This is a genomic window from Tepidiphilus thermophilus (genome assembly GCF_001418245.1).
GTDB classification, from domain to species: Bacteria; Pseudomonadota; Gammaproteobacteria; order Burkholderiales; family Rhodocyclaceae; genus Tepidiphilus; species Tepidiphilus succinatimandens.
Window position 1 is genome coordinate 119,986 of the sequence record NZ_LIPU01000004.1, and the last position, 17,474, is coordinate 137,459.

The window sequence follows — 17,474 nt, forward strand, 5'->3', positions numbered from 1 at the left end:
CGATGCCGTGGAGAAACAGGTACGCCATGAACGAAGTCACCGACTTCGGCTTCCGCAAGGTACCCGAACCCGAAAAGAAACACCTCGTTGGCCGGGTATTTTCCTCGGTCGCCGGCAAGTACGACCTGATGAATGATCTCATGTCGCTCGGCCTGCACCGGCTGTGGAAAAAGTTCGCCGTGACCGTCTCCGGCGTACGCCCCGGCCACCGCGTGCTCGACATCGCCGGCGGCACGGGCGATCTGGCGCTCGCCTTCGCCCGGCGCGTGGGCCCCACCGGGGAAGTCTGGCTCACCGACATCAACGGTGCCATGCTCGCGCGCGGGCGCGACCGGCTCCTCGACGAAGGGGTGCTCGTGCCCACGGCGCAGTGCGACGCCGAAGCGCTCCCCTTCCCCTCGGATCATTTCGACTGCGTCAGCGTCGCCTTCGGCCTGCGCAACATGACGCACAAGGAAACGGCGCTCGCCGAGATGCACCGCGTGCTCAAGCCCGGCGGGCGACTCCTCGTGCTCGAATTCTCCCGCGTCTGGGCCCCTCTTTCACCGGCCTACGACCTCTATTCCTTCAAGGTCCTACCTTGGCTGGGCGAGAAAATCGCCCACGACGCCGAGAGCTACCGCTACCTCGCCGAATCGATCCGCGTGCATCCCGACCAGGAAACGCTCAAGGCAATGATGGAACGCATCGGCTTTCATCGCGTCGATTATTACAACCTCACCGCCGGCGTGGTCGCCCTGCACCTCGGCCGCAAGCTGTAAGCCCTTAACGGAGGCCCCATGAAACGCCCCTTCCTCACCCTGCTGCTCGCGCTCTTCGCCTCCTTTACTTTCTTCGACGCCACCGAAGCCAAACGCCTCGGCGGCGGCAGCGGTGGCGGCCTGCAGCGCAACATCACCCCCTCTGCCCCCCTCTCCCCGGCGCCGAAACCGGCAAGTCCGACCTCTCCCACCCAGGCCCCCGCCCAGCGCCAGACACCGGCGCAGCAACCCAGCACCACGCCGCAGCCGGCGCCCAAACGCTCCTGGCTCGGTCCCCTCGCTGGACTCGCTGCCGGCCTAGGGCTGGCAGCGCTCTTCCAGCACCTGGGCTTGAGCGAAGAATTCGGTTCTCTGCTCCTCCTCGTGCTCTTCGCCGTCGTGCTCTTCGCCCTCTTTCGCCGCTTCGCCGGAGCACGGCGCGCGCCCGAACCGGCCTACGCCGGAGCGACCGAGCGCACGATGACCGGGCCCGCCATGAGCGCGCCCCCTGCAGCGCCGGCCAACGGCACTCCTGTCGCTGACGACCTGCGCGCCCAGCTCGACGAAGCCGCCTTCCTCGCCGAAGCCAAGCGGCGTTTCGTCGAACTGCAGGCAGCGCACGACCGCGGCGACTGGGAAGCCATTGCCTCCCTCGTCACGCCGGAGCTGCTCGCCGACCTGCGCCGCCAGGGTGGGCAGACTCCCGGTGAGAAGACCGACATCGTGATGCTGGAAGCGCGCCTCGTCGATCTCGCCCTCGAAGGGGACCACTACGTCGCCACGGTCGAATTCTCCGGTAGCCTGCGCGAGTCGCGCGACGCCCCGCCGCAACCCTTCAGCGAATACTGGCATCTGGTCAAACCGCTCCACGGCGGCGGCTGGCGGCTTGCCGGCATCCAACCGGTTGCCTGAACCATGTGGCAAGGGGTGCTCACGGCGGCGCTCGAGCGTCACCTCGACGAAGTCCCCTGGTGGCGCGAGCGGCTCGCCGCCCACGCCGGCGCTGCGGTACGCCTCGAAATCGAACCCTTGCCGCCCTTGGGATTGCGAATCGACGCAAACGGCCGACTGCTGCCCGATGCTGCCGTTGCGCCCGCCGTGACGATCCGCCTGCGCCTCGAAGAAGTCCTGCGGCGGAGGCTGCTCGCCGAAGGCGCCGCGGTGCGCACGCACGTCGAGGGCGAAGCGGCGATCGCCGAGCTGCTCGCCAAGGCCTTCTCCGAACCTGCCCCAACGCTGGAACACTGGTTTGCCGAGCGGTTTGGCCCCATCCTGGGGCTGCGCCTGCATGCGCTCATGCGCGCCGGTCTCGCCGCCCTGCGCAATGCCGGCGCGGCGATCGGCGGCAACCTGATCGAAACCCTGAAAGAAGAAGAGGGGCTGCTCCCCTCTCGCGCCGAATACGAACGGCTGCAGGCAGACGCGGCGGCGCTCACCCGCGAACTCGACGCCCTACGCCGGCGCATCGCACGCCTGGCCTCCGGCACAGCGGCACACAAGTGAAAAAGGCCGCATGTCGCGGCCTTTTTCTTTTCCACCTCCGAACAGCAGGCGGCTCAGGTGCCGCCCACGCGGTTCTTCAGGCGCTTCATCTGCTCGATCGTCTGCAGCTGCGCCACGGCCTCGAGCAGCTCGGCCTGCGCCCGCGCGTAGTCGATCTTCGCCTGCTGGTCCTTCAAAGCCTCCTCGGCCCGGCGCTTGGCCTCCATCGCTCGCGCCTCGTCCAGATCGCGGCCGCGGATCGCCGTATCGGCGAGCACCGTCACCAGGCTGGGCTGCACCTCCAGCATGCCGCCAGCCACGAAAATGATCTCCGGCTCCTCGCGATCCGGCACCTTGATGCGCACTGCTCCCGGACGGATACGGGAAAGCAGCGGCGCATGCCCCGGCAGCACCCCCAGCTCGCCCGCCTCGCCGGGCAGCACGACCAGCTCCGCGAGCCCCGAGAAAATCTGCTCCTCGGCGCTCACGACATCGACATGTACGGTCATCGCCATCTTTGCATCCCCTCGTCGAAGGCGCCGCGGACGAGATGCCGCGGCGCGCGATCACGGCCGCCACAACACCACGGCGGCCGAGACCGTCATTGCAGTTTCTTGGCCTTTTCCATCGCTTCGTCGATGGTGCCGACCATGTAGAACGCCTGCTCGGGAATGTCGTCGCACTGCCCTTCGACGATCATCTTGAAGCCGCGGATCGTCTCCTTGAGCGGCACGAACTTGCCGGGGCTGCCGGTGAACACCTCGGCCACGTGGAAGGGCTGCGACAGGAAGCGCTGGATCTTGCGCGCGCGTGCCACTGCCAGCTTGTCTTCCGGCGAGAGTTCGTCCATGCCGAGAATGGCGATGATGTCGCGCAGTTCCTTGTAGCGCTGCAGCGTCGCCTGCACGGCACGGGCCACGTTGTAGTGCTCCTCACCCACGACGAGCGGGTCGAGCTGGCGCGAGGTGGAATCGAGCGGATCGACCGCGGGATAGATCCCCAGCGCGGCGATGTCGCGCGACAGCACCACGGTCGAGTCGAGGTGAAGGAAGGTGGTGGCGGGAGACGGGTCGGTCAGGTCGTCCGCCGGCACGTACACCGCCTGGATCGAGGTGATCGAACCCACCTTGGTCGAGGTAATCCGCTCCTGCAGTTTACCCATCTCCTCGGCGAGCGTAGGCTGATAACCCACCGCCGAGGGCATCCGCCCGAGTAGCGCCGACACTTCGGTACCGGCCAGCGTGTAGCGGTAGATGTTGTCGACGAAGAAGAGGATGTCGCGACCCTCGTCGCGGAACTTCTCCGCCATGGTGAGGCCCGTGAGTGCCACGCGCAGGCGGTTGCCCGGCGGTTCGTTCATCTGGCCGAAGACCATTGCCACCTTGTCGAGGACGTTCGACTCCTGCATCTCATGGTAGAAGTCGTTGCCCTCACGGGTGCGCTCGCCCACGCCGGCGAACACCGACAGACCCGAGTGCTGCTTGGCGATGTTGTTGATGAGCTCCATCATGTTGACGGTCTTGCCCACGCCGGCACCGCCGAACAGACCCACCTTGCCTCCTTTGGCAAAGGGGCAGATGAGGTCGATCACCTTGATGCCGGTCTCCAGCAGCTCCACCGACGGGGAGAGCTCGTCGAATTTCGGCGCCTTCTGGTGGATCGAGCGGTATTCTTCGGCCTGGATGGGGCCGGCCTCGTCGATGGGGCGCCCCAGCACGTCCATGATGCGGCCCAGCGTGCCGGAACCGACCGGAACGGAGATCGGCGCCCCTGTGGCCTTGACTTTCATGCCGCGACGCAGCCCATCGCTGGAGCCCAAGGCGATGGTACGCACCACGCCGTCGCCCAACTGCTGCTGCACCTCGAAGGTGAGCCCCGTCTCGGCGAACTCACTCGTATCTTCGAGCTTCAAGGCCTCGTAGATTTTCGGCATCTCGTCGCGGGGGAACTGAATGTCCACCACCGCGCCGATGCATTGAACGATCGTACCCGTTGTCATCGTGTGTTTCCTCGATTGTGCATTGTCCGTCACACCGCCGCCGCGCCGCCGACGATCTCGGCGAGTTCTTTCGTGATCGCCGCCTGCCGCGATTTGTTGTAGACGAGCTGCAGTTCCTTGATCACGTTGCCCGCGTTGTCGGAAGCCGCCTTCATCGCCACCATCCGGGCGCTCTGCTCGGAAGCCATGTTCTCGGCCACCGCCTGGTAGACGATCGCCTCGATGTAGCGCACCAGCAGCTCCTCGATGACCAACTGGGGATCGGGCTCGTAGAGGTAATCCCACGCGTGCTCCGGCGCCCCCAGCCGTTCCCCGGTGAGCGGCAGCAGCTGCTCGACCACCGGCTCCTGTTTCATCGTGTTGATGAAACGGGTGTAGGCGAGATGCACCGCATCGACCTCACCGGCAGTGTAGGCGTCGAGCAGCACGCGCACCGGGCCGATGAGCTGGTCGAGGTGCGGCACGTCGCCGAGCTGCGTGCGCTGGGCCACGACGTTGGCCTTGATGCGCTGCATGAACCCCAGGCCTTTGCTGCCAATGGCCACCACACGGATGTCCTCGACCCCACTGCCTTCCCACGCCTTCATGGCAGTGACGGTGTGGCGCAGAATGTTGGTGTTGAGGCCGCCACAGAGCCCCTTGTCGGTCGTCACGAGAATGAGCCCGACCCGCTTCACCGCTTCCTTCTGGATGAGGAAGGGGTGACGGAACTCGGTCACATTGGCGTGCGACAGGTTGGCTGCGAGCCGGCGGATCTTCTCGGCGTAGGGACGGGCCGTCCGCATCCGCTCCTGGGCTTTGCGCATCTTGGAGGCCGCCACCATTTCCATGGCTTTGGTGATCTTGCGCGTGTTCTGCACGCTCTTGATCTTGCCCCGTATCTCTTTGCTACCGGCCATATCCCGTTTCTCCTAGTGATCGTCGCCCGTACGCTCAGACCCAGGATTTCTTGAACGCGGCGATCGCATCCTTGAGGCGCTGCTCGTCTTCGGCAGAGAGCTCGCCCGTCTTCAGGATGCGCTCCATCACGTCGGGCAGCTGCTGCGCCACGTACTGGTGCATGTCGTGTTCGCAGGCGAGCACTTTCTCCACCGGCACGTCGTCGAAGAAGCCGTTGTTGACCGCCAGCAGCGACACCGCCATCTGGGCGATGTTCATCGGCGAGTATTGCGGCTGCTTCAAGAGCTCGGTGACGCGGCGACCACGCTCGAGCTGCTTGCGGGTAGCTTCGTCCAGGTCGGAGGCGAACTGCGCGAACGCCGCCAGTTCCCGATACTGGGCAAGGTCGGTCCGGATACCGCCCGAGAGCTTCTTGATGACCTTGGTCTGGGCCGCACCGCCCACCCGCGACACCGAGATGCCGGGGTTGACCGCCGGGCGGATGCCGGCGTTGAAGAGGTCGGTCTCGAGGAAGATCTGGCCGTCGGTGATCGAGATCACGTTGGTGGGCACGAAGGCGGAGACGTCGCCGGCCTGCGTTTCGATGATCGGCAGCGCCGTGAGCGAACCGGTCTTGCCCTTGACCTCACCCTTGGTGAAGTTCTCGACGTACTGCTCGTTGACGCGCGCGGCGCGCTCGAGCAGACGAGAGTGCAGGTAGAATACGTCGCCCGGATAGGCTTCGCGCCCCGGCGGACGGCGCAGCAGCAACGAAATCTGGCGGTAGGCCCAAGCCTGCTTGGTGAGATCGTCGTAGATGATGAGCGCGTCCATGCCGCGGTCGCGGAAATACTCGCCCATGGTGCAACCGGCATAGGCGGCCAGATACTGCATGGCGGCGGATTCGGAGGCGGGCGAGGCGACGACGGTGGTGTATTCCATCGCGCCGTGCTCTTCGAGCTTGCGCACTACGTTGGCGATGGTCGAGGCCTTCTGCCCGATCGCCACGTAGATGCAGTACATGTTCTGGCCTTTCTGGTTGATGATCGTATCGACGGCCACCGCGGTCTTGCCGGTCTGGCGGTCGCCGATGATCAGCTCGCGCTGGCCGCGGCCGATCGGGATCATGGTATCGACGGCCTTCAGGCCCGTCTGCACCGGCTGCGACACCGACTTACGCCAGATGACGCCCGGGGCCACTTTTTCGATCTTGTCGGTGAGCTTCGCTTCGATCGGACCCTTGCCGTCGATCGGTTGCCCCAGGGCATTGACCACGCGCCCGAGCAGTTCGGGGCCAACCGGCACTTCGAGGATGCGGCCAGTAGCCTTGACCGTGTCGCCTTCGGAGATGTGCTCGAAGTCGCCGAGCACCACGGCACCGACCGAGTCGCGCTCCAGGTTGAGCGCGAGCCCGTAGGTGTTGCCGGGAAACTCCAGCATTTCGCCCTGCATCGCGTCGGCCAGACCGTGGATACGGCAGATGCCGTCGGCAATCGACACCACGGTGCCCTCGTTGCGGGCCTGGGCCGATAGCTGCAGGTTCTGGATCCGGCTCTTGATCAGGTCGCTGATTTCAGAGGGATTGAGTTGCATCGAATGACTCCTAGATTTTGAGCGCAGCGGCCAGGTTCGCGAGCTTGCCACGTACGGAAGCGTCGATCACTTCGTCGCCCACCTGCACTCGCACCCCTCCGATCAGATCCGGATCGACGGCGACTTCGAGCTGCAGTTTTTTCTTGAAATGGGCTTCCAGGTCTTGCTTGAGGCGTTCCCGCGCCGCATCGTCGAGCGGAAATGCGCTCGTGACCTTGGCGACGGCGACCCCTTCGTGATCGTTCTTCCGGGCGACGAACAGCGCATGGATTTCGGGCAGCAACAGCACGCGGTCGTTCTGCACCAGCAACCGCACGAAGTTCTGCACCGCCTCGGGCAACGGCTGATCGGCGCCTGCGAGCTCGAGGAGCACACGCGCCTTGCTGTCATCGTCGACCTTGGGATCGAGCAGCACGGTGCGCACTTCGTCGAGCGTGACGAGGGCGGCGAGCCGCTCCAGCGCTTGCGACCAGGCCTCCAGCGCACCGGCCCCCAGCGCCAGCGAGAACGCGGCCTCCGCATAGGGGCGAGCGATGGTGACTTTTTCGGCCATGGCTTAGACGAGTTCCTGTTTGAGGTTGGCCAAGAGCTCGGCGTGAGCCTTGGCGTCGATCTCGCGGCGCAGGATACGTTCGGCGCCGGCGACGGCGAGCCGGGCAACTTCCTCGCGCAGATCGTCTTTGATCCGCTCGACGGCGGCGCGCGCCTCCTGCTCGGCCGCTTCGCGCGCCTGAGCGATGAGACGGGCCGCTTCCGCCCGGGCTTCTTCCATCAGCTTGGCGATCTGCTTGTCGGCGGCCGCGCGCAGCTGGGCCGCCTCCTCGCGCGCCTTGCGCAGTTCTTCGACGGCTTTCTTCTCGGCGAGCGCCAGATCCGCCTTCGCCTTGTCGGCCGCCGCCAGCCCCTCCGCGATCTTGGCCGAACGCTCGTCGAGCGCCTTGACGATCGGCGGCCACACGTATTTCATCGTGAACCAGCCGAGGATGAAGAACACCACCAGCTGGGCGATGAGGGTTGCGTTCAAATTCACGACGTCTGCCCCCTATGAAAAAACGGATGGGCGTTCACGACTCCGAGGATCAGAGCTGGAACGGGTTGGCGAACGCGAACATCATCGCGATACCGACGCCGATCAGGAACGCCGCGTCGATCAGACCGGCGAGCAGGAACATCTTGGTTTGCAGCGCGTTCATCAGCTCGGGCTGACGGGCGGAGGCTTCGAGGTATTTCGACCCCATGATGCCGATACCGATACAGGCGCCGATGGCCCCAAGACCGATGATGAGACCAGCGGCGAGCGCGACGAGACCCAGAACGTTTTCCATGACGACTCCTAGTGGTTGATGACGAGAAAAAAGAAAAGCGCGATTCTACACTGTTTGCCCACGGCCGCCGGCGGCGGGAAACAGCTCCCGCCGCCGCATCCGATCAGTGCCCTTCGTGGGCCTGCCCCACATACACCAGCGTCAGCATCATGAAGATGAACGCCTGCAGGACGATGATCAGGATGTGGAAGATGGCCCATGCCGTGCCGGCGAGGACGTGACCGACGAAGCCGAGCACGGTGGCGGTGCCGCCGAGCAGCGCAATCAGGATGAAGATGAGCTCGCCCGCGTACATGTTGCCGAAGAGCCGCAGCCCGTGCGACAGGGTCTTGGCGAGGAACTCGATGATCTGCATGAGGAAGTTCACCGGATAGAGCACCGGATGGCTGCCGAAGGGGGCGGTGAAGAGCTCGTGCAGCCAGCCGCCGAACCCCTTGATCTTGACGTTGTAATAGAGGCAGATGAGGAGCACGCCGATGGACATGCCCAGAGTGGCGTTGACGTCGGCCGTGGGCACCACCCGCATGTAGGCATGATGCGGATCCCCGCCCATCGCGGCATAGACGCCCTCCCAGATACGGGGCAGCAGGTCGACCGGCAGCAGGTCCATGGTATTCATGAAGAGGATCCACAGAAAGACGGTGAGCCCGAGCGGGGCCACGAACTTGCGCGACTCGGCGCTGTGGATCACGCCCTTGGCCTGGTCGGCGACCATCTCGACCAGGATCTCCACGGCAGCCTGAAAGCGCGTCGGCACGCCGGAAGTGGCTTTCTTTGCCGCACGGTAGAGCAGGTAGACGGTGAGCACGCCCAGCAGGACGGAGTAGAAGAGCGTATCGAGATTGAGTACCGAGAAGTCGACGATGTCCTTCTGCGGCCCGCCTAGAGTGTTGAGGTGCGTCAGGTGATGGACGACGTATTCGGACGCCGTAGGTCCGTGTGCGCTAGCAGTCATGCCTTTCCCTCAGATTTTGCGTAAAAATCCAGCAACGGCGATGTTTGCCTGCAGCGTCACGACCAGGCCGACGATCAACGCGGGCCAACTCTGTACGCCGGCATGGCGCACGAACGCGAACAGCAACACCACCACGGCGGCGATCTTGAACAGTTCGCCGACCAGGAAACCGACTGCCGAGGGAGTGCCGAGCCGCGCGCGCATCGCGAGATAGACGGCGAACGCGGCGTTGGGCAACCAGACCGAGAACGCGCCGATCGCTGCCGATCGCCCTGCTGCTTCGCCGGCCAAGACCCAGGCCGCGAGTGTGGCGAGAATGCCGGCAACGAGTTGCCACGCCGCCAGACGCATCAGGCCGGAGCCCACAGCGACCACCCCCTGCAGAAAATCCCGTGGATTCTAAAGCACATCGGTCGATGCTGTCAAACTCCGTTACACTATTCGCGCAGTACGATCGAAACCGTTTTGCGGACGATCAAAATTTTTTGATTCCCTGCCGAGGAGGATTCCATGCCATTCACCCCCGCCGATCCCGACTTCGTGCGCCGCGTACGCGACAATTTCGCCCGCCAACGCGTCATGCAGACCTTCGGTGCCGAACTCACCCGCGTCGAACCGGGCGAGGTGGAGATCGTGCTCCCCTTTCGCGCCGACCTGACGCAGCAGCACGGCTTCCTGCATGCCGGCGTGGTCATCACCATCATCGACAGCGCCGTGGGCTATGCGGCCTATTCGTTGATGCCGCCTGGTCATGCGGTGCTGTCGGTCGAACTCAAGACCAACCTGCTCTCACCCGCCCGAGGCGATCGCTTGGTGGCGATAGGGCGCGTGGTACGCGCCGGGCGCACCCTCACGGTGTGCCTGGGTGAAGGCTGGATGGAACGAGAAGACGGGCGTGAGCAGGTGGCGCTGATGACGGCCACCATGATCGGCTTGCCCGATCGGGAGTAAGCACAAAGCAGTAGACGCGGCCACCGCCGCGTCTTCCGCGATTCAAGCGAGCCAGCGCTTGCGCCGGCGGTAGTGCTTGACGTTGTGATAATCGACGGCATGGCTGCCGCCGAGGTAGAACTCCTGGATATCGGGATTCTGGCGCAACAGCGCGGCGCTGCCCTCCATCACGATGCGGCCCTGGTCGACGACGTAGGCGTGCTGCACCACGTTCAGGGCCGCCACGGCGTTCTGCTCCACGAGGAGCACGCTCATGCGCTCTTTCTCGTTGATCGTGCGGATGATGCCAAATATCTCCTTGACGAAGAGCGGCGAGAGCCCCAGGCTCGGTTCGTCGAGCATCAGAAGTTTCGGCTCGGTCATCAGCGCCCGGCCGATGGCCAGCATCTGCTGCTCTCCGCCGGAGAGATAGCCCGCCTTCGATTTCGCCCGCTCGACCAGGCGCGGGAAGTAACCATAGACCATGTCTCGCAGCTGCAGGTAGCGGCGCTGGTCGCGCCCCCGGTAGGCGGCGATGAGGTTTTCCTCCGGCGTGAGATGCCCGAAGACGCGCCGCCCCTCGAGCACGTGGGCGATACCGAGGTGCACGCGCTGCGGCGCCGGCATCGTGCCCAGATCGCGCCCGGCGAACTCGATGTGCCCGCGGGTCACCTCGCCGCGCTCGGGCGCGAGCAGGCCACTCACCGATTTCAGCGTGGTGCTCTTTCCGGCGCCGTTGGCGCCGAGCAGTGCCACCATATCCCCTTCGCGGATCTCGAGCGAGACGCCCTTGATCGCCAGGAAAACCTTGTCGTAGACCACCTCGACGTTGGATAGCCGCAGCAGCACGGGGGCCGTGCCGCGCGTATCGCCCGTTTGGCTCATGCTCGCTCCCTGTGCGGCGCCGAGAATGTCCCGGCGCCGGCCATCCTCATTTCCCTTGGCTGAACTTGGCCGCGCTCGCGCGAGCCTCTTCCCACACCACGTCCTGATAGGCCGCGGCCCAGTCGCTCACCGGAACCCACGCCTTGCCGTCCCACTGCGACACGCGCGCCTGACCGCCGCCCTGGTGATCCTGCGGCGTGATCGTCACCGGCGGCATGAAGCCCTTGGTGTCGAGGTTGCGGATCATCTCCATGCCGGCCTTGAGTTTCTCGCCGGTGAGCGGCGGACCGAGTTTCTCCAGCGCGAGCTTCGCACCTTCGGTGGCGATCACCATGTCGGCCACGCCGTAGTTGTAGTAAGTGTTGCCCACCCGCGCTTCGGGGCCAGCTCCTTTGCCGGCCTTGTAGACCTTGTCGAGGATGCGCTGGATGATCGGATGATCGCGCCCCGGCTGCACCACTTCGACGCGCTTGGCGCCAATGGCCGTGCTCTCGCCGATGTTCTTCATGTCGGTCTCGGTGAGCCAGACGACCGACAGGATCTTCGCCGGATCGATGCCGTTGCGCACCGCCTCGCGCACCGACACCATCTGCGAGTTGCCCGCGCCCCAGATCAGCACGAAATCGGGCCGGTAACGGCGCACGTCGGACCACACGGCCGACTGCTCGTTGCCGGGGCTGGGGTAGGCAAAGGAGCGCAGCTCGAAGGATTTCTGCTGGGCGAGTTTCTCCAAAATGGGCAGCGGCTCGCGCCCGAAGGGAGTGTCGATGTGCACATGGGCGATCTTCTTGCCCTTGAGCCCGCCTTGAGTATCCTCGACGTACTTGAGCAGGCGCGCCGCCTGCGACCAGTAACTCGCCATCATGGGGAAGACGTAGGGGAAGGTCTCGCCCACCATGGCGTCGCCCCGCCCGTGCAGCGGCGTACCCAGCACCACCTTGTCCTGCAGCGCCCGCGGCACGACGGCGTTGGCCACCGGCGTGCTCAGGAACATGAAGTAGATCGCCCCTTCCTCACGTGCGCGGTTGTAGAGTTCCAGGCCGCGCTGCGGCTCGTTGCCGTGGTCACGCACGATGGCCTCGAACTTCTGCCCCTTGATGCCACCCTCCTCGTTGATCAGCGTGAGGTAGTCCCGCTGCCCCTGGCTGAACTCGTCGGCCACGAACGTGTAGACCTTGGTGAAATCGTGGAACAGGCCGAACTTCACCGTCTCCTGCGCCTGCAATGCCGGCGCGGCGGCGAATGCGGCCGTGGCGAACAGCGCCCCGAGCATGCCTTTTTTGAACATCGTTTTCATCGCGTCTCCTCCTTGTCGTAATGAACCACCTGAAATTTCCGTCAGCGCCGCGAATGCTTGAACGGCCACACGAGAAAATAATTGCGCATGTTGTCGTAGATCTTCGCCAGCCCCAAGGGCTCGGCGAGCAGAAAGCCGATGATGAGCGCACCGTAGATCATGAGCGGCAGGTGCGCGAGGAGGTTTGCCGATACCGACAGCCAGCCGGCATCCGACAGCGCCGCGATGCCATTGGAGAGGATCATAGGCGTGAGCAGCACGAAAGCCGCGCCGAGATAGGCGCCGATCACGCTGCCCAGGCCGCCGACGAGCACCATGGCCACGAGCTGGGTCGAGACGTTGAATCCGAACTGCTCCGGCGTCACGGCCCGGTAGAAGCAGAACGCCAGCACCGCGCCGCTCATGCCGCCGAAAAACGAACTGGTGAAGAACGCGAGCAGCTTGTACTTGAACGGACTCACCCCGATCACCGAGGCGGCGTAATCCTTGTCGCGGATGGCCACCAGCGCCCGCCCAAAGCTGGTGCGCTTGGTGTTGAGCAGGAAGACCGTCATGAACACCGCCCAGAAGAAGGCGAAGTAATAGCGCGTGAACCCGTCAGCGAAGGAGAAGAACAGCACTCGCGCTTCGGGCGCCTGCAGCGTGGCGTGCGCCCCGCCCGAGATCGCCGGAACGTTGACGATGACCCAGTCGACGAGGTACTGCATGGCGAGCGTCGCCATCACGAGGTAGAGCCCCTTGACGCGCAAAGCCGCCGCCCCAAACAGACAACCGATCACCGCCGCGACGAGCCCCGCCCCGATGAAGGCGAGCTCGAAGGGTACCCCCAGGCGCACGAGGTGGATCGCCGAATAGGCACCGATGGCCATCACCGCGGCGTAGCCGAAGTGCAGCTGCCCCGCCACCCCCATGAGCAGCGTCAGCGACAGGGTGGCCGCGCTCCAGATGAGCCAGGGCAGGAGATAGTTCTGCAGGTAGAGCTCGGAGAGCCACAGCGGGGCGCTGAGCGCAAGGAGGAAGAGCACCGCCACCAGCCGCCGGTCGGTGGGGATGGGCCACAGCCGCCGCGTGTCTTCGTAGCGGGTGTGATGGACGCCGGAGAGACGGTAGAACATGGATCAGACCCTCTCGATGTCTTCGCGGCCGAACATGCCATAGGGCCGGAAGAGGATGGTGAGCACGATCAGCACGGAGGTGACGACGTCGCGCGTACCGCCGCCGACGATGGGATCGAGATAGCCGGGAATCACCGAGCCGAGCACCCCGACCACCAGCCCGCCGACGAAGACGCCGAGCAGGCTGTCGATGCCGCCCAGGATCACCACGGCGATGGCAGGAAAGAGCAGTGCCGACAGGGTCCAGTCCACCCCCTGCACCGAGCCCCAGACGGTGCCGGCCCCCACGGCGGCCACGCCGGCGATCCCCCAGGAGATGCCGATCGCGCGCTCCACCGAGATACCCACGGCCCAGCTGGCGACGTGATCGTCCGAGACCGCGCGCAGCTTGGTACCGAGCCGGGTGCGGAAAAAGAGCATGGCCGCGGCGATGAGCACCATGGCACCGATCGCCCCGACGAGGTAGGCGCGGTTGACGAAGACGTCGGCCACGATGATGGGCGCAAGACCGATGCCCAGGTCGAGCCGCTTGGGCGCCGCACCCAGCAGTCCGGGCACGAAACCCCGCAGGAAGATGTCCAGACCGAGCGTGAGCATGACGATCATGATGACCGGCTGGCCCACCATGCGACGCAGCAGCCAGCGCTCGGTGGCCAGACCGAAGAGGAACATGCCCACCACCGCGAGCGCGATCGCCAGCCACAGCGGCCAGGAAAGGAGGCTCACCACAGCCCAGACGAGATAGCCCGAGAGCATCACCATCGCCCCCTGCGCCAGGTTGGGCACGCCGCTCGCCTTGTAGATCAAGGTAATGCCCAGCGCCACGAGGCTGTACATGAGCCCGGTGCTCAGACCATTGACGAAGAGTTCGGCCAGAAACAAGAAATCCATCTCACTCTCCCTGCGCCGGGGCGACGTCGTACAGCCGCAGACGGCGGGCAATGACGCCAGTCTCGCCGGTCTCGTAGGTGATCGTCGCCTGGAAGTCGATCTCGCGCCGCGCCGGGTCGTAGAGCGCCTCGAGGATGGGCGCATAGCGATCGTAGATCACCTTGCGGCGCAGCTTGCGCGTGCGCGTGACTTCGCCGTCGTCCGGGTCGAAGGGTTTGTGCAGGTTGACGAAGCGGCGGATGCGCAGCCCCGACGGCAGCACGTTGTTGACGTGCGCGATGACCCTTGCGACCAGATCGTAAACTTCGGGCTTCTGCGACAGATCGGCATAGGAGGTGTAGGGCACGCCGTGCTCCTCCGCCCAATGCCCCACCGCCTCGAGGTCGATGCAGACGATGGCGGTGAGGAAGGGGCGGTTCTCACCGACCACGCAGACGTCCTTGACGTACTGACTGAACTTGATGCGGTTCTCGATGTAGGTGGCGACGTAGCGCTCGCCGGCGGCGGTGTAGGCGACTTCCGACAGGCGCCCGAGCACGACGAGCGAGCCGTCCTCTTCGAAGTAGCCGGCATCGCCCGTGTGCAGCCAGCCGTCTTCGAGGGCCTCTTCGCTCGCCTTGGGGTTGTCGTAATAGCCGTCGAAGACGTTGTCGCCGCGCACGAGGATCTCGCCGCTGTCGGCGATCTTTACCTCCACGCCGGGAAAAGGGCGTCCGACGGTGTGTAGCTTGACGTCGTCGGCCGACTGAGCGGCGCACAGGGCGCAGTTCTCGGTCTGGCCGTAGAACTGGCGCAGCGGAACGCCGAGCGCGCGCAGAAAGAGGAAGTCGTCCTCGCCGATCGCCTCGCCGGCGGTGTAGGCGCGCCGCACGCGGGCAAGCCCCAGCTGATCCTTGATCGGGCCATAGATCATCCACTCGCCCAACGTCCGCCATAGCCGCGCACCGAGCGAAGGCGGGCTTCCGGCCAGACGCCGTCGCTCGAGGTCGATGGCGAAAGCCATGAAATGCTCGTAGAGCCGGCGCTTGAGCGGCGTGGATTCGTCCATGCCCACCTGGATGCGGGTGATCATGCCGGCCCAGGCGCGCGGCGAGGAGAAGAAGACGGTGGGCGCGATCTCGCGCAGATCGCGGATCACCGTTTCCTGCCGCTCGGGGATGTTCACCGCGAAGCGCAGGGCGAAGGCCGCCCCGATGGAGAAGATGTAGTCGCCCACCCACGCCATGGGAAGGTAGGCGACGTGCACGTCGCCATTCTGGAAATAGCCCGCCTGCGCGGCGTTGCGCACCGCCGAGAGCACGTGGCCGTGCTTGAGCGGCACCCCCTTGGGCGTGCCGGTGGTACCGGAAGAGTGCAACAGCACGGCCACGTCGTGCGCGGAGGGGCGCTCGAGCAGGGCCTGGCGCAACAGGGGATCGGCGGCGAGCCGCTCGCGCCCACGCGCGACGACGTCGGTGAAGGCAACGAAGCGCTCGGGCATCTTGCCGGCCAGGCCGCGCGGGTCGTCGTAGACGATGAGCCGGTAGCGTTCGCCGTGCTCTTTTTCCAGCTGCAGCAGCTTGTCGACCTGCTCCTGATCTTCGACGACGGCACAGCGCACGTCTTCGCGCTCGGCAAGCAGAGCGATCTCGTCCGGCGTGGCGTCGGGGTACGCCGGCGAGGCGATGGCGCGCAAGGCCCCCAACGCAACCATGGCGAAATAAAGCGCCGGCCGGTTGTCGCCGATGATCTGTACCACCTCGAAGGGACGCACGCCAAGGGCTTCGAGGCCGGCGGCGAAGGCGAGCACCGTGTCGTGATAATCCTGCCAGGTGTATTCGCGCCAGATGCCGCGGTCGCGCTCGCGCATGGCGATCTCGGCCGGATGGCTCGAGGCGTTGGCGGCGAGCAGCGCAAGCAGGTGGTCCCCTTTGCGCCAGTCGTGGGGGCGCCAGGGCAGGGCTTGAGGCAGATCGTCAGGCCGCATCGCTCGCTCCGATGTAGGCGGCCACGACGGCCGGATCGTTGATGGTCTCGCGCGGCGCACCTTCGGCGATCTTCACGCCGTCGTTGAACACCGCCACGCGGTGGCAGATGGAGGTGACCACGTCCATGTGGTGCTCGATCATGAGGATGGTGAGACCGAGATCCTCGTGCGCATCCAGGATGAAGCGCACCATGTACTCTTTCTCTTCCTGGTTCATGCCGGCCATGGGCTCGTCGAGCACCAGCAGCCGCGGCTCGGCGGCGAGTGCCCGGGCGAGTTCGACGCGCTTTTGCAGCCCCAGGGGGATGACATCGACGGGCTCGTCGCGCACGTCTTCGAGCTGCAGGAGGTCGATCACATCCTCGACCTTGGCGCGGTGCGCCACCTCCTCTTTCTTCGCCCACCACCAGTAGCCGAGCGTGGCGAGTGCGCTCGGCCGCATGTGGATGTGGCGCCCCACGAGGATGTTGTCGAGCACGGTGAGACCGCGGAAGAGCGCGACGTTCTGGAAGGTGCGCGCCACGCCCTTTTGCGCGATGCGATAGGGTGGCAGGCCGTTGATCTGTTCGTCGAAGAGCAACACCCGCCCTTTCTGCGGCGGATAAAACCCCGTGACGGTATTGACAAGGGTGGTCTTACCGGAGCCGTTCGGCCCCACCAACCCAAAGATTTCGCCTTGGAAGATCGCCAGATCGGGGCCCTTGAGCGCATGCAGGCCACCGAACCAGCGATTGACGTTTTCACAGCGCAGCGCGACCCTGCGCGCGGCTTCGGCCGTCGTCGCCACTCCTCCCTCCTTTTGTTGCATCGCAATATCGAATGATGATGCGATGAACGTTTGTTATCGTATGAAGGAGATACTAGAGGAAGTTCAGCATGGGGTCAAGAGGGTCTGGTCGAAGGAGATTTGTTGCATAGCAACGAGGCTCACACCTTGCCGGCCGCCTGCAAGGCGGCATATTCTTCATCAGTAAAAAGCCGAGAACGCACGAGGAAGCGCACTCCTTCGCCATTTTCCAGGGAGAACATGCCGCCCCGGCCGGGCACGACGTCGATGATGAGCTGCGTGTGTTTCCAGTACTCGAACTGCGGCTTGCTGATGTAGAACGGCGCCCCGCCGATCTCGCCGAGCAGCACATCGTTGTCTCCGACGAGGAACTCCCCCTGCGGATAGCACATGGGGGAAGAGCCGTCGCAGCAGCCACCGGATTGATGAAACATCACGGGTCCGTACTTCTCCTGGAGCCTTTTGATGAGCTCGAGCGCGGCCGGCGTGGCGATCACTTGGGGCGGTGCTTGCATCGGAGGGCGTTCCTCGGATGCAGTTTGTGTGGACATTTCTGCAGCCATCGTATCCTCCCAGACAAAAGCGCCAGGGGATGCCCCTGGCACCCAGCACAATCGAATGGAAGGGAGG

General features: G+C 65.0%; 20 protein-coding genes. 4 read left to right on the plus strand and 16 right to left on the minus strand.

The window, feature by feature from the left end; translation table 11 throughout:
- Positions 1-26: 26 nt before the first annotated feature.
- The 3 genes from ubiE to ASC37_RS04900 are packed head-to-tail and all read left to right on the plus strand — an operon-like array spanning position 27 to position 2,243.
- Entirely contained in the window at positions 27-761 is a 735-nt protein-coding gene (gene ubiE / locus ASC37_RS04890) for a bifunctional demethylmenaquinone methyltransferase/2-methoxy-6-polyprenyl-1,4-benzoquinol methylase UbiE (protein ID WP_055423307.1), read from the plus strand.
- 18 nt (positions 762-779) lie between these two features.
- Positions 780-1,652 carry a Tim44 domain-containing protein gene (locus ASC37_RS04895; RefSeq protein ID WP_055423308.1) on the plus strand — a complete coding sequence of 291 codons (873 nt, stop codon included), beginning with the start codon at positions 780-782 and terminating at the stop codon, positions 1,650-1,652.
- Between the two features lie 3 nt (positions 1,653-1,655).
- A complete protein-coding gene (locus ASC37_RS04900) occupies positions 1,656-2,243 on the plus strand; it encodes a hypothetical protein (protein ID WP_055423309.1) in 588 nt (195 codons plus the stop codon).
- A 53-nt stretch (positions 2,244-2,296) separates the two neighbouring features.
- Here ASC37_RS04900 and ASC37_RS04905 read toward each other — a convergent pair whose 3' ends face one another.
- The 9 genes from ASC37_RS04905 to ASC37_RS04945 all read right to left on the minus strand — a co-directional run bounded on the left by ASC37_RS04905 (position 2,297) and on the right by ASC37_RS04945 (position 9,339).
- The gene (locus ASC37_RS04905) at positions 2,297-2,737 is read right to left on the minus strand and encodes a F0F1 ATP synthase subunit epsilon (protein WP_055423310.1); all 441 of its coding nucleotides are present in this window, start codon (positions 2,735-2,737) and stop codon (positions 2,297-2,299) included.
- Positions 2,738-2,823: 86 nt separating this feature from the next.
- Positions 2,824-4,221: a F0F1 ATP synthase subunit beta gene (gene atpD / locus ASC37_RS04910; RefSeq protein WP_055423311.1), complete on the minus strand. Its 1,398-nt coding sequence runs from the start codon at positions 4,219-4,221 to the stop codon at positions 2,824-2,826.
- Positions 4,222-4,250: 29 nt separating this feature from the next.
- Positions 4,251-5,120 (minus strand): F0F1 ATP synthase subunit gamma, encoded by an 870-nt coding sequence (gene atpG, locus ASC37_RS04915; protein WP_055423312.1) that lies wholly within the window; start codon positions 5,118-5,120, stop codon positions 4,251-4,253.
- Positions 5,121-5,154: 34 nt separating this feature from the next.
- Positions 5,155-6,693: a F0F1 ATP synthase subunit alpha gene (gene atpA / locus ASC37_RS04920; protein WP_055423313.1), complete on the minus strand. Its 1,539-nt coding sequence runs from the start codon at positions 6,691-6,693 to the stop codon at positions 5,155-5,157.
- Between the two features lie 10 nt (positions 6,694-6,703).
- The gene (locus ASC37_RS04925) at positions 6,704-7,246 is read right to left on the minus strand and encodes a F0F1 ATP synthase subunit delta (protein ID WP_055423314.1); all 543 of its coding nucleotides are present in this window, start codon (positions 7,244-7,246) and stop codon (positions 6,704-6,706) included.
- 3 nt (positions 7,247-7,249) lie between these two features.
- On the minus strand, positions 7,250-7,723 hold the full coding sequence (locus ASC37_RS04930; RefSeq protein WP_028875395.1) for a F0F1 ATP synthase subunit B: 474 nt from the start codon (positions 7,721-7,723) through the stop codon (positions 7,250-7,252).
- 49 nt (positions 7,724-7,772) lie between these two features.
- Positions 7,773-8,018, minus strand: coding sequence for a F0F1 ATP synthase subunit C (gene atpE / locus ASC37_RS04935; protein ID WP_028875394.1), 246 nt, complete (start codon positions 8,016-8,018; stop codon positions 7,773-7,775).
- A gap of 103 nt (positions 8,019-8,121) precedes the next feature.
- The gene (gene atpB, locus ASC37_RS04940) at positions 8,122-8,973 is read right to left on the minus strand and encodes a F0F1 ATP synthase subunit A (RefSeq protein WP_055423315.1); all 852 of its coding nucleotides are present in this window, start codon (positions 8,971-8,973) and stop codon (positions 8,122-8,124) included.
- Positions 8,974-8,982: 9 nt separating this feature from the next.
- Entirely contained in the window at positions 8,983-9,339 is a 357-nt protein-coding gene (locus tag ASC37_RS04945) for an ATP synthase subunit I (protein WP_055423316.1), read from the minus strand.
- 144 nt (positions 9,340-9,483) lie between these two features.
- On the opposite strand from ASC37_RS04945, the gene ASC37_RS04950 reads away from it, so the two are divergent.
- Positions 9,484-9,924, plus strand: coding sequence for a PaaI family thioesterase (locus tag ASC37_RS04950; protein ID WP_055423317.1), 441 nt, complete (start codon positions 9,484-9,486; stop codon positions 9,922-9,924).
- Positions 9,925-9,966: 42 nt separating this feature from the next.
- On the opposite strand, the gene ASC37_RS04955 is transcribed toward ASC37_RS04950, so the two are convergent.
- The 7 genes from ASC37_RS04955 to ASC37_RS04985 form a co-directional block, all read right to left on the minus strand.
- Positions 9,967-10,788 (minus strand): ABC transporter ATP-binding protein, encoded by an 822-nt coding sequence (locus tag ASC37_RS04955; RefSeq protein WP_072247929.1) that lies wholly within the window; start codon positions 10,786-10,788, stop codon positions 9,967-9,969.
- Positions 10,789-10,834: 46 nt separating this feature from the next.
- Complete coding sequence (locus tag ASC37_RS04960; RefSeq protein ID WP_055423318.1) at positions 10,835-12,085, minus strand: ABC transporter substrate-binding protein; 1,251 nt, start codon at positions 12,083-12,085, stop codon at positions 10,835-10,837.
- A 41-nt stretch (positions 12,086-12,126) separates the two neighbouring features.
- Positions 12,127-13,200, minus strand: coding sequence for a branched-chain amino acid ABC transporter permease (locus ASC37_RS04965; RefSeq protein WP_055423319.1), 1,074 nt, complete (start codon positions 13,198-13,200; stop codon positions 12,127-12,129).
- Positions 13,201-13,203: 3 nt separating this feature from the next.
- The gene (locus ASC37_RS04970) at positions 13,204-14,091 is read right to left on the minus strand and encodes a branched-chain amino acid ABC transporter permease (RefSeq protein ID WP_028875388.1); all 888 of its coding nucleotides are present in this window, start codon (positions 14,089-14,091) and stop codon (positions 13,204-13,206) included.
- Between the two features lies 1 nt (position 14,092).
- On the minus strand, positions 14,093-16,057 hold the full coding sequence (locus ASC37_RS04975) for an AMP-dependent synthetase/ligase (RefSeq protein WP_055423320.1): 1,965 nt from the start codon (positions 16,055-16,057) through the stop codon (positions 14,093-14,095).
- The gene (locus tag ASC37_RS04980; protein WP_198289009.1) at positions 16,047-16,844 is read right to left on the minus strand and encodes an ABC transporter ATP-binding protein; all 798 of its coding nucleotides are present in this window, start codon (positions 16,842-16,844) and stop codon (positions 16,047-16,049) included. Before ASC37_RS04980 ends, ASC37_RS04975 begins: the two co-directional genes overlap by 11 nt.
- A gap of 140 nt (positions 16,845-16,984) precedes the next feature.
- Entirely contained in the window at positions 16,985-17,359 is a 375-nt protein-coding gene (locus tag ASC37_RS04985) for a DUF779 domain-containing protein (protein ID WP_055423322.1), read from the minus strand.
- Positions 17,360-17,474 lie beyond the last annotated feature (115 nt).